The organism is Imperialibacter sp., from assembly GCF_048007035.1.
Classification (GTDB): domain Bacteria; phylum Bacteroidota; class Bacteroidia; order Cytophagales; family Cyclobacteriaceae; genus Imperialibacter.
In genome coordinates this window covers 4868038-4883743 of the sequence record NZ_CP180355.1, presented here as the reverse complement: position 1 = coordinate 4883743, position 15706 = coordinate 4868038, and the positions used below count along the sequence as shown (strand labels likewise).

At 47.2% G+C, this 15706-nt stretch carries 13 protein-coding genes; 4 read left to right on the top strand and 9 right to left on the bottom strand.

The features are described 5' to 3' along the window. Window positions 1-10: 10 nt before the first annotated feature. From ACMVP2_RS21195 to ACMVP2_RS21180, 4 genes are read right to left on the bottom strand one after another with little or no spacing between them, the layout of a single operon-like run. Window positions 11-1222, bottom strand: coding sequence for an ABC transporter permease (locus tag ACMVP2_RS21195; RefSeq protein WP_416865006.1), 1212 nt, complete (start codon window positions 1220-1222; stop codon window positions 11-13). Between the two features lie 16 nt (window positions 1223-1238). Beyond that, on the bottom strand, window positions 1239-2453 hold the full coding sequence (locus ACMVP2_RS21190; RefSeq protein WP_416865005.1) for an ABC transporter permease: 1215 nt from the start codon (window positions 2451-2453) through the stop codon (window positions 1239-1241). 10 nt (window positions 2454-2463) lie between these two features. Continuing rightward, window positions 2464-3210 (bottom strand): outer membrane lipoprotein-sorting protein, encoded by a 747-nt coding sequence (locus ACMVP2_RS21185; RefSeq protein ID WP_416865004.1) that lies wholly within the window; start codon window positions 3208-3210, stop codon window positions 2464-2466. A 9-nt stretch (window positions 3211-3219) separates the two neighbouring features. Then, the gene (locus tag ACMVP2_RS21180) at window positions 3220-3798 is read right to left on the bottom strand and encodes a TetR/AcrR family transcriptional regulator (protein WP_416865003.1); all 579 of its coding nucleotides are present in this window, start codon (window positions 3796-3798) and stop codon (window positions 3220-3222) included. Window positions 3799-3986: 188 nt separating this feature from the next. Between ACMVP2_RS21180 and ACMVP2_RS21175 the strand changes: the two genes are divergently transcribed. From ACMVP2_RS21175 to ACMVP2_RS21160, 4 genes are all read left to right on the top strand, one after another. Then, window positions 3987-6530, top strand: a complete 2544-nt coding sequence (locus ACMVP2_RS21175) for a family 20 glycosylhydrolase (protein WP_416865002.1) — start codon at window positions 3987-3989, stop codon at window positions 6528-6530. A 142-nt stretch (window positions 6531-6672) separates the two neighbouring features. Next, a complete protein-coding gene (locus ACMVP2_RS21170) occupies window positions 6673-6996 on the top strand; it encodes a Dabb family protein (protein ID WP_416868212.1) in 324 nt (107 codons plus the stop codon). 50 nt (window positions 6997-7046) lie between these two features. Further along, the gene (locus tag ACMVP2_RS21165) at window positions 7047-7898 is read left to right on the top strand and encodes an MBL fold metallo-hydrolase (RefSeq protein ID WP_416865001.1); all 852 of its coding nucleotides are present in this window, start codon (window positions 7047-7049) and stop codon (window positions 7896-7898) included. 57 nt (window positions 7899-7955) lie between these two features. Continuing rightward, a complete protein-coding gene (locus ACMVP2_RS21160; RefSeq protein WP_416865000.1) occupies window positions 7956-8624 on the top strand; it encodes an NAD-dependent epimerase/dehydratase family protein in 669 nt (222 codons plus the stop codon). Between the two features lie 42 nt (window positions 8625-8666). Here ACMVP2_RS21160 and ACMVP2_RS21155 read toward each other — a convergent pair whose 3' ends face one another. The 5 genes from ACMVP2_RS21155 to ACMVP2_RS21135 all read right to left on the bottom strand — a co-directional run bounded on the left by ACMVP2_RS21155 (window position 8667) and on the right by ACMVP2_RS21135 (window position 15706). Continuing rightward, a complete protein-coding gene (locus ACMVP2_RS21155) occupies window positions 8667-11177 on the bottom strand; it encodes a DUF3857 domain-containing protein (RefSeq protein ID WP_416864999.1) in 2511 nt (836 codons plus the stop codon). A gap of 168 nt (window positions 11178-11345) precedes the next feature. Then, the gene (locus ACMVP2_RS21150; protein WP_416864998.1) at window positions 11346-12029 is read right to left on the bottom strand and encodes a glutamine amidotransferase-related protein; all 684 of its coding nucleotides are present in this window, start codon (window positions 12027-12029) and stop codon (window positions 11346-11348) included. Between the two features lies 1 nt (window position 12030). Then, complete coding sequence (locus ACMVP2_RS21145; protein WP_416864997.1) at window positions 12031-13416, bottom strand: aldehyde dehydrogenase family protein; 1386 nt, start codon at window positions 13414-13416, stop codon at window positions 12031-12033. A 4-nt stretch (window positions 13417-13420) separates the two neighbouring features. After that, on the bottom strand, window positions 13421-14194 hold the full coding sequence (locus tag ACMVP2_RS21140; protein ID WP_339815291.1) for a glucose 1-dehydrogenase: 774 nt from the start codon (window positions 14192-14194) through the stop codon (window positions 13421-13423). A gap of 135 nt (window positions 14195-14329) precedes the next feature. Then, window positions 14330-15706, bottom strand: a complete 1377-nt coding sequence (locus tag ACMVP2_RS21135) for a glutamine synthetase family protein (RefSeq protein WP_416864996.1) — start codon at window positions 15704-15706, stop codon at window positions 14330-14332.

The following is a 15706-nucleotide window of genomic DNA, read 5'->3' as shown; positions in this document are numbered from 1 at the left end:
AAATTGAGTGTTAAAGTTTTCTTAATGCCTCTACTGGTTTCAGCTTGGTGGCTTTTCGGGCCGGGTAAACAGCCCCAATCACCGCAGTGATCACCACAGTGAAAGCGAGCATGAAATAATTGCTAACGTCCAGAGACAGGTAAATAATTGAGTCGATGCCGTACTGCTCGAGAGAAGCGGCGTAGGCCGAGAAATCAAACCCATGGGAGCTGAAGTAAACGATGGTCAAATACCCCATGAGCATTCCCAGCGGCGCACCCGCCAGTGAGATCAAAATTGTCTCTATCATGATCATGGTGAACACACGGATCCGTTTCATCCCAATGGCCATGAGCATGCCTATTTCTTTGGTTCGCTCGAGCACAGCCATGAGCATGGTGTTGATGATGCCAAAAACCAGCGCCAGCATAATGATCACCATCAGCACAGTTTTGGAAATTTTTGTTTGCTGGGTCATCACCTCCAGGTCAGGGGCAAGGTCTTTGTACGAAGCCACCTCGAGGGCTGGCAGCGAAGTTTGTAAAGCTGCCTTCACCAGCTCCACTTCCTGAATATCCTGAAGCACTATCCCTATTTCTTGCGGTCGCAGCCAGTCTGTCAGCTTTTCGAGGTCTCCCTTTCTCACAAATACCACTCCTTCGTTGATTCGTGGCGATTTTGCTTTGATGATGCCCTCGATCCTGAATGAACCAGCCGTGATATTGTTGTGACTGTCCTGAAAAGTAAGCACCACCTTGGAGCCCAATCTTACCTTTAACTTCTCAGCCATGTGCTGGCTCAATACAATTGGGTTCCGTTTTATTTCTGTAAAATAAGTGCCCTCGGCCAGCTGATCATCCAGGTAAGTGACACTCGCTTCAGCCTCCGGATCAATGCCATAAATCATTGCTCCCTGCGTGGAATTAGCTGAACCAACCATGCCCGAAACCATCAGTCTTTGGGAGTACGAGGCCACTTGAGGCAATCCTGCAAGCACGGTTTCTACTTCGTTTGGCCCACTTATACTATTATTGAAAGTAGGATCATTCTTGTAGGCCTTGTTGTGCAGCTGGATATGGCTGTAGTCGTACTTGATTGAATTGCCGACCATATTGTTGGTGATGCTATCGGAAAAGGCAAACAAAAAAAGCAGTGCCCACACCCCCAGGATCATGGCGCCGATGACCACTCCGCTGCGGAGTTTGTTGCGCCAGATGTTTTTCCATGAAATATTAAAAATCATACTTCTTCAATTTAAGTTAACTGCGAAGTGCCTTGATTACCTTAAGCTTACCTACAATCCAAAGAGGATAGATCGCCATGAGAATCGTCATCACCAGCACGACCTGGGCCTGATTGACAAAAACCTCGGGCGCAAGCGAAAATGGCAGAATGGGCTCCATACCCATTTTTTCGTACGCCTGGGCCATCTCTCCACCCACTTGAATGGGATTAAGATAGAAATAAGCCAGAATGGGGCTCGCCGCAATAATGCCCATTACTACCCCCAACACTGCCAGCATAATGATTTCCAAAAGCAACATTCCCTGCATCAGTCGTCGCTTCATGCCAATTGACAGCATGACGCCAAATTCATACTGCCGTTCGTTGGTCATCATGAGAAAGGTGCCGAAAATGCCAAAGGCGATGATAGCATAAAGCACATACAACATGATGCGTCCGCTGGCGTAATCAATTTCAATGCTCTGCACAAGTTCAGGCATCAGCTCTTTCCAGTCCATCACCTCATACACAGCCGTGTCAAGCTTCGAGGTCAAGTCAGCTTTCACTCCGGGCACAGCCTCCGAATTATCGAGTAGCAAGGCAAGCGAAGTAGCTCTGTTGGGCATATTGAAAAAGTACTGGGCATCGCTGAGCATGATGTAGGCAGCTTGTGCGCTCATTTCCTGCGTCGGAAACTTCAATGTGCCTACTATCCGGTATTTGCCAGCTGCGTTTGCCCCATGATATCCCTGACTAATGAGCACCAGGGTGTCGCCAGGTGCTGCCTTCAGGTAGGTGGAAAGTCCTTCACCTATCATGATATCTCCAGGGGTGGAAAGGTATTGACCCTCCACAATCTTTCCCTGCAAATCGGTGAGCCCTGTTTCCTTTATGGGGTCAATGCCATTGACCAGAACACCCTTGGTAAGCGTTCCGTGAGAAGCCAGGGCAAAGGACTCAATTCTGGGCACGTAAGCGCTCAGGTCTGCCTCTCCCGACAGCTTGGTTTGGAGACTTTCGGTCACTTCCAGGCTATTGTCAAGCGTTTTGTCGTCCCAATAACCTTTTTCATGCACCTGGATATGGCCGGTGTAGAAGCGGACGGCATTTTCAATCATTCGCTCATAAGACCCCAACTGCATGCTCTGCATGATGCAGGCAAAAAAAACAGCAAATCCTATGGAAGCAAGAGTAATCAGCGTTCGGCGCTTATTGCGCCAGATATTACGCCAGGCTATTAATAGCAGCATAATCGATAAGTTATCTGATACGTTTTAGGTTCTGGATCGAGAAAAAGTCGTCGGGTTGGTTGGTATCAAAAGTCCGGCTCACATAATCGATCACTGTTTTCTGATCCGGGTTTTCGGCAGGTATCATCTCCATGTGCGTGGGCAGCGTTCTGCCTCCCAACTCTTTGATGTCGGACAGCACCATCGTATTCACCAAATACTCATCTTCATCATAATATTTAATGAGTAGCTGCAAATAGTCTTTCTGATCGATGTAAGCTTCAATTTTGCCCCACACTACCGGTGCATCCTCCTTCGGAGTCAGTTCCATTTTCCAACATTTCCTATTTAACATCGTTGTATCGCCCAATAGCTTGTGCGTGTAGTCGGTAACAATAGACGACTGGCGCACAAGATCATCGTTGGTAAAATCCGACCCCATCCACGACTGCATCATCATCGACGGTGGCATTTTAATCACCCTGTCAATGGAGGGCTGCCAGTTCCACATCTCCTTGCCTCTTTTCAAAAAGGCCGTGCCCTTGTCTCTTGCAGGCCCTGTGATCAATATCAGCGAATAGTCCTGGTTCTTGTTCCAGCTTTTCATAGTGATTTCCCGAGTCCAGTCGGGCCGCACAATCTTCATCACCATTTCGGCATAGCCATTCTCCCCTTGCATTTTCTCGTCAGCCTTCTTAATGATTTCAAGAGCTGTTTGGGCGTTTGCCTGATAAGCGAACAGACAAAAAATAAATCCTGTGGTCAAAAAATATTTCATAGCAATCAGTTATTGATTTTGTATGTAGTCAATGAATTTTCGTTTCACATCTTCAAATGGATACTCACGCCCGAGTACGAGGTACCCAAAGCCAATGCCGTCCATAATGGCACCGAAGAAAAAATACTCGACCTCAGCTCGTCCGGGAAATATCTCCTCGAACATGGGCATCAACATGTCCTTCTTAGCCTTGCCCACAGTATCGAACCACGGCTTCATACTTTTCACCACGTCAGGCTGCATCATCAGTGTCAGAAAAAGGCGCATGTACTCCTGATTATTGTACATGAAATCAGCCGATGCTTCTGCCATACCTATCAGCCTCTGCTTGGCGGTTGCGTTCGGATCTAGGGTCAGAATATCCTCGGAGTTCTTCATTGCCTCGGTAAAAATGGCCTGAAGCAAATCTTCCTTGCTTTCGAAATAGTTATAAATAAGCCCCTTCGAAATGCCAGCCTTGGCGGCAACCTGAGCGATAGATGTGCTATGAAACCCATTGTGGGCAAACAAATCCAATGCTGCAGCAATAATCTTCTCCCTGCTCTGCTCTCTTATCTCGTCTATCTGCGCCTTGGTTCTTGGACTCATTTATAAGTTACTTTTACATTGACTAAACGGTCAGTCAAAAATATAGTTTCATTTTATTACTTGAAAGTTTTTCCGTGTTTTTTTGACTATCTATGTAAAAAGATAGGGTTCGATAGTAAATGTTTCCGCACACATTTTAATTTAAAGCACATTTTCCGATATTGAAGCCCCAAACAAACCCGTTCGCTATGAGATCCTTCTTTCGATTCACTCTTGTATCATTGTCACTTATCGTGTTTTCCTGCGGCACTAAGGAAAACAAGCTGATCGACGCAGATGATATTCAACTCAGCTGGGAGCTGGTGGAAAATCAGGCGGGCGGAGAAAACCAGCACAAGGCAAAGTTTACTATCACTAACAATGGCCCCGCACTCTCAGGTACCGACTGGGCCATTTACTACAACCAAATCGCCAGTCATGATTTTGTTTTCCCGGAAGGAGAAAAGTTGGCTATCGAGTTTAAATTAGGAACGCTTTTCAAGCTGGTGCCAAAGGAAGGATTTGAACTGGGCCAGGGTGAAACGCTCAACTTCGAGTATACGGCCGGGGGTGCTATCGTTAAAAACTCACAGCAGCCACTAGGCCCCTACCTTGCGCAGGGAAATGACAACGCCAAAACTATAAGCAACTACCAACCTGCCACCCTCACAATGGATAACCCGGAAGTGCTGAAGGTTGTAAAAACGCTGATTCCTACGGCTAAGAATCTCTTTGAGAAAAACCAGTCGCTCAAGATGCTCCCTGCCTCTCAGTTGAGCAACGTGGTGCCAACGCCCATGAGCATAATGGCAGGAAAGGGCTCGTTTATATTACAAACACCGCTTGTGATCTATCATGAAGCTGGTTTAGCCGGCGAGGCAGAATTACTTAAGTCGGCTCTGAGCGAGGTGCTTGATGGTGACGTGGGTATTCAAGAAGGCAAGGGCCAATCGATGCAGCTCAAGTTGGGTAAATCCGGAGGGCCTGAGTCCTACACGCTGTCTATTAACACTACAGGCATTCAAATTACCGGAGCTGATGCTGCCGGAGTATTCTATGGCATCCAGAGTTTAAGAGCGCTGCTGCCTGTGGCTACCTATGAAACGCCAGCATCGGGCATTTCACTTGATCAACTGACTATTGACGACGCTCCACGTTACGCCTACCGGGGTATGCACCTGGATATGGCCAGGAACTTCGAATCGAAGGAAACAGTGTTTAAGCTGCTCAACCTGATGGCCTACTACAAGCTCAACTACTTCCATATGCACCTGAGCGAAGATGAAGCCTGGAGGCTTGAGATACCCGGCCTTCCCGAACTGACGGAGATAGGCAGCCGCAGAGGGCACACCACCACCGAGGAAGAGTTTCTTCACCCGGAATACGGGTCGGGACCTGACCCCAACGACCCTAACTCTCCAGGCAATGGCTTTTACAGCAAAGCAGATTACATAGAAATACTTCAACACGCTCATAAAAGACATATCAGGGTGATTCCTGAGATTGACATCCCTGGTCATTCAAGAGCTGCGATCGTTTCAATGAGGAATCGGTACAATCGCCTCATGAAAGAAGGCAAAACTGAAGAAGCCAATCAGTATGCCCTTCATGACCCTGAAGATGCGTCAGAATACATGTCGGTGCAGAACTTCCCCGACAACGTGATCTGCGTTTGCCGTCCTTCTGCTCTTACTTTCATGGAGAAAGTGTTTGACGAAATCATTGCCATGCACAAGGAAGCCGGAGTGCCCCTGGAGTCTATTCACATAGGTGGCGACGAAGTGCCTAAAGGCGTTTGGGAAAAGTCTCCGATCTGCGATGAGTTCAAGAGGGCCCATCCTGAAATTGCAAAAACCCATGATCTGATGCCCTACTTCATTGGCGAACTGATCAAGATCCTTGAGAAAAAAGGCATGCCTACTTCTGGCTGGCAGGAGGTAGCCATGCATGAAGGAACTGATGGAAAAGAAGAAGTTAATCCGGCCTTTGCCAATTCAGGGATGCGCCCCTACGTATGGATTCCCGACCCCAACTTACCAGGGCTTTTGGCCAACGCAGGATACACGCCTATCATCGCTAATGCCACCAAGCTGTATTTTGATCTGGCCTATAATAACGATCCCGAAGAACCGGGTCAAACATGGGCAGGCCTTGTTAATACCCAATCGGCCTGGGAAATAGTGCCACAGAATATTTTCTACTCTTCGGAAAAGGATAGTCGGGGTAACTCAATAGATGTAGAGGCAGAAATGAAGAAGATGGTGAAGCTGACACCCGAAGGAGAGAAAAACATCCTTGGGATACAGGGGCAGCTTTGGGCTGAAGTGGCAAAAACTCCGGAGCTACTGGAGTACGTTGTATTTCCTAAACTGGTCGGACTGGCGGAACGGGCCTGGGCCGGCAACCCGAAATGGGCGACCATTGACAATCTGGAGCAAAGAATAAAAGCAAGAGAGGCTGCCTGGAATGGTTTTGCCAACACCATGGGACAGCGGGAAATGCCGAGGCTTAGCTACCTTGAAGGGGGCGTAGGCTACAGAATCCCCAGACCGGGAGCGAAAATAGAAGGAGGACTGCTGCTGGCCAATAGTGAGTATCCCGGCTTGATTATTCGCTACACGACCGACGGATCAGAGCCCACAGCCAGCTCCCCGGAATACACTGAGCCTGTGGCCGTGAGCAGCACGGTAAAGCTAAAGTGTTTTGATATCAGGGGGAGGTCGGGGATGAGTTCCACCGTCTCTCCTCAATAAGATGGCTATAAAACTTCTTGAAAGCGTTCATCTTTCAGGAAGTTGAGTTATTATTGGTTAATAAAACTCCAACAAAATGAAAAACCTGCTTATTTGCTTTGCAATTGCTTTCGTCGCAATAGCTTTCACTTCATCTAATACCATGGCTCAGGGAAAAGGAAATTCACTTCGTCACGTCGTACTATTCAAGTTCAAAGACACTTCCTCCGCAGAAGATGTAAAGAAAGTGGTAGAAGCCTTTGAGGCGCTCCCTAAAAAGATCAAACAAATTAAAGCTTTCGAATGGGGGACCAACAATAGCCCTGAAGGACTGAACCAGGGACTTACTCATGCTTTCATCCTTACCTTCAACAGCGAAAAAGACAGGGATGATTACCTTGTTCACCCTGATCACAAAGTATTTGGTGGCATTGTGGGGCCGCATCTGGATGGTGTGACAGTAGTTGATTTCTGGGTAGAGAAATAAAAGCCAACGCAGCGGTTTTATTTTCGTTATTGGGTTAGAAAATACAATCCATGAACCGCAAAGATTTTTTAAAGCGTTCACTGATTATCGGAGGGTTGCTGGCCACCAGCAGCCCTCACTCTTTTGCCCACAAAAGAAAGATGAGCGTTCGCCTCATCAGACACGCCACTCTCTGGATTGAGATAGGTGGATTGAAACTACTGGTTGATCCTATGCTGTCGCCAAAAGACGCCATGGCCCCAGTGCAAAACGCCGGTAACGACTACCGCATTCCCATGGTGAACCTTCCACTGTCATCAGACGAAACAAAATCATTGATCAGCGAATGTGATGCAGTGTTAGTAACGCATACCCACCGGGACCATTGGGACAGCGAAGCCCACGCTATCATACCTAAAAACAAGCCGATATTCTGCCAACCTTCGGATCTTGAGAAAATCAGGGAACTGGGCTTTGGAAATGCCGTGGCAATTGCTTCCGACTATGCTTTCAAAGGCCTTTCCATTACCAGAACCGGAGGGCAGCACGGCACGGGTGAGATTGGCCAACTAATGGGGATAGTTTCCGGTTTTGTTGTAGGTGCAGGCAAAGACAAACTATACGTTGCAGGGGACACCATCTGGTGCGGTGAAGTAGAAACTGCCATAGCCACACACAAACCTGCTGCCATTGTAGTGAATGCAGGTGCAGCACAGTTTCTCAAAGGGGATCCAATTACCATGACCCTGGCCAACATTGAGCAAGTGCTGCAGGCGTCTGGCAAAGCAAAGGTCATTGCCGTTCATATGGACACGGTCAACCACTGCCTCCTGCACAAAACTGACGTGACCCAATACGCCTCCGAAAACGACCACGCAAAACGGCTTCTGGTACCTGCCGATGGCGAGGTGGTCTCAGTTTAACTGCTTACCTTTCGATAATTGGTAAAGTAAATCGGCAGGTCAAACGTCATCATTTCTATGGGAACAAAAATCAATGTTATCGTTACCGGTGCCAGCGGCATGGTGGGCGAAGGGGTCATGCACGAATGCCTGAATCACCCTGATGTAGAAAAGGTGCTGGTGATCGGTAGAAAACCGTGCGGCACCACTCACCCGAAGCTTACTGAGATCATTCATAAGGACTTTTTTGACCTCACTCCTATTGCAGACCAAACCAAGGGCTACAATGCTTGTTACTTCTGCCTGGGTGTTTCATCGGTGGGCATGAAAGAGCCTGAGTACAAAAAACTCACTTATGACCTTACCCTGCATGCGGCCGAACTGCTGGCCAGACTGAATCCTGACATGACCTTCTGTTATGTTTCCGGCGCAGCCACCGACAGCAGTGAAAAAGGCAAAAGCATGTGGGCCAGGGTAAAGGGCAAGACGGAAAACGACCTGTTGAAGCTGCCCTTCAAGGCAGCGTACATGTTCCGTCCTGGTTACATGCAGCCAACGCCCGGCCTCAGCAATACGCTGAAATACTACAAATACATCACCTGGATGTATCCTTTTCTGAAAACAGTTTTTCCTGGCAGCGTAAGTACGCTGGCTGACCTGGGGCAGGCCATACTGGGGGTAACATTGAAGGGTTATGATAAAAAAGTGCTGGAGGTGAGGGATATAAAGGCGGTGGCAGGGCTATAAATAGTGCCTGGTCAACCATTAATAGTCCTCCTCGAAAATTTACTAGTTGATCCTTTTTTTGCAGAAAGTGCTTTTTACTCGTTCTGCTATATTGAAATACGGGATCCAAATTAATGCAGCCACGCCTGCCCGCACCGCCTCCTTAATAGTCGAGTTTCGGTCAGTTTCACTTAGCACTCCTGGAATTAATTCATCAGTAATCAATGCATCAACAATTGGCACTATCAAGGCTAGTGCATAAAAAATGGTCACCAGCCTCGGAACGCTTGTTCTTCTCTGATAAAAGAGAACAATTATCAGAATGCTGAAAACGAAAAACATGTAGTTGTACACTAACTCAGCGCCGACAAATACAAGAACAGGGAGTGATTTTACCCCGCCGTCCGTTAGCAATATAATACCATCCCACATCCCTGCACTTAATTGATCATTACTCAAAAGGTCAATAACCAACCTGATTGGAGTGAGCGTAAGACCTATAGCAGGCAGGATTAGCCAGCCTCCTATAGGTTTATCTTCAGCGAATTCCCAAGGTTCAGGGTCATAGGTTTTGTATGTCCTCACTGCAAAGAAAACTCCAAGAAATAAACTCACAACCGCCAGAAAGGATGATACCCAGCTGACCTTAGAAGCAGACGCCGCCAGGTTCTCGTTGTACGTCAGGTATTGTGGCATTTCAGTTTTTACATTTTCTATCTTCTGTAGGAAACCATTAACTGAATCGCCTGAGATAAAACTTTTCTTCAAGTCGTAGCGAAACGACACGGACACAGTTCTTCCTTTTATCTGTGTCGTCTTCGAGAAATCAAATGCTTCATTTCCAAGATTTATAGTTTCACCCTCTCCAGACCAATCCTCAGGAAGATCTATTTGAGTATCCTGAATATAGGAGTAAGGCTGTCCCAAATAGTAGGGCATTTCATGGTTAGCTGCTTTTGGATAGTTCAAATAAGACTCCAACACCAATGGATACGCCTCGCAAAGGATGTACTCTTTGTCATCTGAGTCGACCCAGAATTTCTCTATTTCATAAAATTCCTCGACAATAATCTTGTTCTTGCTAAGACGATCGTAGTCATAAAACTTTACGTCCCCGGAAGATGCAATATGGGGATAAAGGCTACTGTAGTAGTTCAAATACTCTTTTTTTATATTTTCGAAAGAGTTTGAGGCAAAATAGCTTCGGATGTAATCTGCCCGGCTGCCAGTATACTCGGTTCGAACATGCATTGCTGCCCCGCCACCTATGGATTCAACGCTGATTACCTCATTTATCTTTATAGTCGGTAAGTTTTTTGTTGCAACTTCTCTAAGAGCACTAGTGCCTTTTTTTATCTCCAACCCAAATTCATAATTGGGAAATGAGATTAGCTCGATATTCCCTCCCTGATTAGAAATCGTTGGATCGACAAAATAGTCTTCTCCATTGTGAGAAAATGATACAACACAGTGATCGAATAACGAAAATCCAGGTAGCTCATCACCTAACTTATGGCCTACCGCCGTATTCACGAGCATCGGGTTCGCCACAACGTCTATTTTCCTTAAAAGTGCTACCAAAAGAAGGGACTTATCCTTACAGTCTCCAAACCTCTGTTCATAGACTTTGACCGGATTATGGGGTTTATAGGCCCCTATGCCCGACTCAAACCCCAAGTACCTTACCTCATCCTGCACTTTCTGAATCAAGCTCGCAATTCTAACCTCTTTGCTTACACCACTACTCAATGGGAACTCAATTTGCTGTACTTCAGATTCAGGATATTGATACAGTGGTAAGGCCCAGGCAACAACTTCTTCCCACGATTTGAAAGTTGAAAAAGAGACCCGTCTATGAGGGTCGTACCACGTCGGAATATTGTTATCAACCAGCAAATAGTCTTTTGCATTCACAGTCCAACTATATTCATCCATACCACCGGCATTCGTGCGGCGAGGGCTCTCCGCAGCGTTGAATAATTTGAACTGAATAAACTTGCTGGGGTCATTGATAACTTTGGTTCTCAATGAATTAACCGGCACCGAAAACTGTTGGTAGTAATTAGCACTAAAGTGGCCACCATTTATTGGGTTGAAACCAATAAGAGAGTAAGAGTAGTCGATGATATCGTTCTCCCGAACGTCCTCCAAATTGATGACAGCAGTGAGGGATCCGTCATAAAGCGACCGATCCATACTGGTCTCCCTTTGATAAATCTTTATAACCTCCTTGCTCAGCTTATTATGCGACACGCCTTCACGGATCAAATTCAATTCGTGGAAAACAAGCCTCTGGTAAGTAGGATCGAATGACACGCTGATATCGGACATTGATTGCACACCGTCAGCGTTCAAAATCTTATAAACAAACCGTCGGAACTTCGTTTCCTTTGGTAAATGATCTTCTTGTTGAATAAGGAGATATTGATAAGAATTGCTACTACCCGGAACTATAGAGTCGTCGTATTCTACCCTGGTGACCCAATTCGATGATTTGTCAACGGAAACATCTTTTTCGGCGACGGCGAAGTAACTATTTAATACAATCGCTGCAAGAACAAATATTTGGCGCATATAACCACTTAAAAAGTGTTGATAGTTATGTCAGCCAATAATATATATTTACAGTAAATAATCAACTACTATCTTTTACAAACTTGCTTTTGGAAAAAGAATTTGAATACTAATCCTTAGAATTATTAAATATTTACCAAAGAAAGAAGCAGTGTATAGCCCTGTTTTTCAATCAATAAAGCTCAGTATCCACCCCTTCAACAACTCCCTATCTGGCTCTACGTTCAAACTCTCAACAGCCCTCTCTACCTTCTCCCTCCCAATCCTTTCCACTCTCGATTCAAAGACCTCCCGGTCATACTCCCAGCTAAATTCCGGATGCCCCTGGATACCCAGAAATGTATCTCCAACGGTGAACATCCCAACCGGGCAGTCAGGAGATGAGGCTAACTCTTTTGAACTCGGTGGTAACTTGGTTACCTGATCCTGACAAAGCATGAGGATATTGAAGACATCCGGGGAGCTTTTCATCCACCCTGGTTTTTCTGCGATAGCGAACTGATGAACACCGATCAAATATCCGACATCAGCTCGCTCCACCTTTCCCCCAAGGGCCTCTCCCATCATCTGGTGCCCAAAGCACACCCCGACGAACTTCTTACCGCTGTCGTAAATCTCCTTCGTAAACGCTTTTAACTGGTGTATCCAGGCAATGTCGTCGTATACTGAAGCCTTCGAGCCTGTGCAAACAAAAGCATCATAGTCTGCAATGGCTGGAAAACTTTCATCGCAGACGAACCATGGTTCCAGTTTGAGCTCAGGCAGCAATTGATCAAACATGAAGGGGTAGTCGCCATGCTTCTCAGCAAACTGCACCGCCACATGATCACAAACCAGCAGAGCCACTTTCATGTTAAGATACTCTCAGGTGAAACGACTTGGGACGGGTAAGTGCATCATATCCTAAGGAAGAAAGCGTATAACCTTTGCCAGAATTCTTCACACCTGTCCAGGCTAACTCAGGGTCGAGGTAGTCGCAGCGGTTCATGAACCAGGTGCCGGTTTCGACTTCGTTGCCAATAGAAAGGGCTTTGTCTACGTCCTTAGTCCAGATAGAGGCAGTCAATCCGTACTGACTGTCGTTCATCAAGCGGATGGCCTCAACATCGTCTTTCACCGGCATAATGCCCACAACCGGCGCAAAACTTTCTTCAGACATGACCTCCATGCTATGATTGACGTCAACCAAAACGTGCGGAGCCAAATAGGGCGCCGACATCTCCGGGAAGTCAATGGCACTGACCAACAGTTTGGCTCCTTTGGCCACCGCCTCCTTCACTTGTTGCTGAGCTTTGGCCATGTTAGAAGGCCTTACCATTGGCCCCAGCGTGGTGTCAGCTTTTCGAGGGTCAGCTACTTTGTAGGTCTTTGTCAACTCCACGAAGGCCTTTACGAATTCATCATATTTCGACTGATGCACGTAAATCCTCTCAATACCGCAACAGCTTTGTCCTGAATTGAAGAAGGCCCCATCCACCAGGTTCTCTACTGCAAAAGCGAGATCTGCATCTTCCCGCACATACGCTGGATCTTTTCCTCCCAGCTCCAACCCTGCCGTAATGAACCTGTCACCAGCCGCTTCCTGAATGGCACGACCGCCTTCCACGGAGCCAGTGAATGCCACGTAAGCAATTCTTGAATCGTGGATCAGGTCGGCAACCTGGGCATGGCTGATGTGCAAAAACTGGAAAACACCGTCGGGCAGTCCGGCGGCTTTGAAGGCCTCGGCATATCGCTCAGCGCAAAGGGCCGTTTGCTCAGCGTGCTTCAGTATCACTGTATTGCCAGCCATGATAGCCGGAATAACCACATTTACAGACGTAAGGTATGGATAGTTCCACGGAGCCAGCACAAGCACCGTGCCTAGCGGCTCTTTTCGAATGAAGCGTTTGAAGCCTTCTTTTTGCGATACTTCTTTGTCTTTCAATGCGTCAAAAGCAGAGGTGATCATAAACTCTGCCCGGTCTTTGAAACCGCCTTTGATTTCGTTAGGCGTATAACGCACCGGCCTTCCCATTTGCATCGTAATTTCCATGCCCCAGTCGTCGGCATGGTCGACAAAGTACTGCACAGCTTTGCGGCAAATTTCAGCTCTCTTTTCCAGTGTTGTTTTTCTCCACGAAGGAAACGAATAGCAAGATTTAGCTACAGCAGCATCTACTTCAGAATCCGTAGCGTAACTCCTTTCGGCGTAGACTGACCCATCAACTGGGCTGATGATTTGAAAACCCTTTTGCATAAACTTATTGAGGAGTTACATATGCTGCGGTAATACCACCATCCACTAAAAACTCTGTCCCGGTAACATACGAAGAATCGTCACAAGCAAGGAATAAAGCTGACTTCGCCATTTCTTCTGATTCACCAAAGCGCCCCATCGGGATGTGCACCAGGCGGCGTTGCTTCTTCTCTTCTGTGTTGAGAAACTTCATTAACAACTCTGTTTTCAGCGGGCCGGGACACAATGCATTTACCCTAATGTTTTCCCTGGCATGAATAACAGCCAGCTCTCTTGTAAGTGAAAGTACCGCTCCTTTACTAGCGGTGTAAGCCACTTGTGGTGTGGCAGCACCAAGTATCGCCACGAAGGAAGCGGTGTTGATGATGCTTCCACCGCCAGCTCTCTTCAGTGCGGGAATGCCGTACTTGCAACCAAGGAACACCCCCTTGGCATTGATGTTCATGGTCAAGTCCCAGGTCTCCTCCGACGTCGACTCAGCATTGTCATCGTTAGAGTCCATAATGCCTGCATTATTGAACAGGATGTTCAGCTTGCCATAAGTGCTCTCTGCAAACTTCACCATATTTTCGCAGTCAGCAGCTTTGGACACATCGGCTTTCACAAAGGCCGCCTCAAAGCCAGCAGCCTTGATTTCCCTGACTGTCTCTGTCGCACCTGCCTCATTCACATCGGCCACTACTACTTTGGCACCTTCTTTTGCAAACAGCATAGCGCTGGCCTTTCCTATGCCACTGCTTCCCCCTGTGATCAGGGCTACTTTGTCTTTTAGTCTCATGTATTGGTTATGGTAAATTTTAGATTGGTGCCCACAGCCCGAGCTGGTGGCACCAATGTGATTTCTATAGTTCTATTTATATTCTAATTCTCTGTTGCCACCACCTAACGGTGTGTGCACCAGAGCAACACCGCTCTATATCCTCTCAAAATACCTTTTCCGCTCCCAGTCCGACACGGCCTTTTCATGATCGGCTACTTCCGTTTCATAGAAATGGATATAGTGCTTCACCACTTCTTCTCCAAATGCCTCTTTGGCAAAAGTGCTTTGCTTAAACAAGCTCACTGCCTCTTTCAAAGTCCTGGGTACCCTTGGCAAATGCGCTGCCGCATAAATATCTCCTTCGAAGCATTTTTCGGGTACCAGCTTATCCTTCAATCCTTTCAATCCACTGGCTAAAGAGGCAGCCAGCGTCAGGTAGGGGTTACAATCGGCTCCCGGGATTCTGCACTCAATGCGAAGGCTATTTCCCTCCCCTACTATGCGAAAACCTGCTGTGCGATTATCCTTGCTCCAGGCCATTCGGGTGGGTGCCCAGCTGCCATCCACAAATCGTTTGTAGGAGTTGATTGTTGGTGCATAGAACACCATCACATCAGGTACATATTTGATCCAGCCAGCCAGAAAATAGCCAAACTCTTTCGACGCCTTTACCGGACCATAGTCTTCATTACCTACAAACAGGTTTTTGCCATCTTTCCACAAACTGATATGAACATGAGAACTGCTCCCGGCCCTGTCCTCATGGAACTTGGCCATAAAGGTGACAGATATGCCCATAGCATCTGCCAGCTCTTTCAGGCATTGCTTATACACAATATGGCGATCTGCCATTTCCAGGCTTTCTGCATATTGTACGTTGAGTTCGTGCTGACCAAGCCCCCATTCTCCTTTGGAGTTCTCTACTGGCACACCCGAGTGCTTCAGGTGCTTGCGGGCAGCGGCTGTAAACTCCTCCGTTCTGCTGCCCTGCATGATATGATAATCCTCCAGGTACCAACCGGCAGGAGTCATTTGGCTATAGCCAGTTTCATGCGCTGAGCGATAATCGTTTTCAAACAGGTAATATTCGAGCTCAGTAGCCGCAGCAGAATCGAAGCCCTGAGCTTTTAGCTGCTTGATTTGACTGGAAAGTAGGGAACGGGGTGCTTCCGGCACCAGTTCATGCGTTTTATCGGAATACACGTCGCAAACAACCAGAGCCGTGGATTCCAACCAGCTGGCTACCCGCAGTGTTTTCATGTCGGGCACCAAATGAAAATCTCCGTAACCCAGCTCCCAGTTGGCGAAGTCGTAGCCAGGAACCGGTTCCATTTCCATGTCGGTGGTGAGCAGGTAGTTGCAGGCGTGGGTGCCGCCTTTCACGACGCTCTCCAAAAAGAACTCAGCGTCGTAGCGCTTGCCCATCATGCGACCATAGTGATCGGTAAAGGCAGTGATCACTGTCTCTATCTCCTCAGAGGCGACTTTCTTTTTCAGTTCATCCAGTGTAAGCATTCCTTTCACTTGCAT

Bases quoted from the DNA above. Each gene is read 5' to 3' on its own strand.
- ACMVP2_RS21195 (WP_416865006.1), bottom strand. From the start codon at position 1,222: ATGATTTTTAATATTTCATGGAAAAACATCTGGCGCAACAAACTCCGC.
- ACMVP2_RS21190 (WP_416865005.1), bottom strand. From the start codon at position 2,453: ATGCTGCTATTAATAGCCTGGCGTAATATCTGGCGCAATAAGCGCCGA.
- ACMVP2_RS21185 (WP_416865004.1), bottom strand. From the start codon at position 3,210: ATGAAATATTTTTTGACCACAGGATTTATTTTTTGTCTGTTCGCTTAT.
- ACMVP2_RS21180 (WP_416865003.1), bottom strand. From the start codon at position 3,798: ATGAGTCCAAGAACCAAGGCGCAGATAGACGAGATAAGAGAGCAGAGC.
- ACMVP2_RS21175 (WP_416865002.1), top strand. From the start codon at position 3,987: ATGAGATCCTTCTTTCGATTCACTCTTGTATCATTGTCACTTATCGTG.
- ACMVP2_RS21170 (WP_416868212.1), top strand. From the start codon at position 6,673: ATGGCTCAGGGAAAAGGAAATTCACTTCGTCACGTCGTACTATTCAAG.
- ACMVP2_RS21165 (WP_416865001.1), top strand. From the start codon at position 7,047: ATGAACCGCAAAGATTTTTTAAAGCGTTCACTGATTATCGGAGGGTTG.
- ACMVP2_RS21160 (WP_416865000.1), top strand. From the start codon at position 7,956: ATGGGAACAAAAATCAATGTTATCGTTACCGGTGCCAGCGGCATGGTG.
- ACMVP2_RS21155 (WP_416864999.1), bottom strand. From the start codon at position 11,177: ATGCGCCAAATATTTGTTCTTGCAGCGATTGTATTAAATAGTTACTTC.
- ACMVP2_RS21150 (WP_416864998.1), bottom strand. From the start codon at position 12,029: ATGAAAGTGGCTCTGCTGGTTTGTGATCATGTGGCGGTGCAGTTTGCT.
- ACMVP2_RS21145 (WP_416864997.1), bottom strand. From the start codon at position 13,416: ATGCAAAAGGGTTTTCAAATCATCAGCCCAGTTGATGGGTCAGTCTAC.
- ACMVP2_RS21140 (WP_339815291.1), bottom strand. From the start codon at position 14,194: ATGAGACTAAAAGACAAAGTAGCCCTGATCACAGGGGGAAGCAGTGGC.
- ACMVP2_RS21135 (WP_416864996.1), bottom strand. From the start codon at position 15,706: ATGCAAGTGAAAGGAATGCTTACACTGGATGAACTGAAAAAGAAAGTC.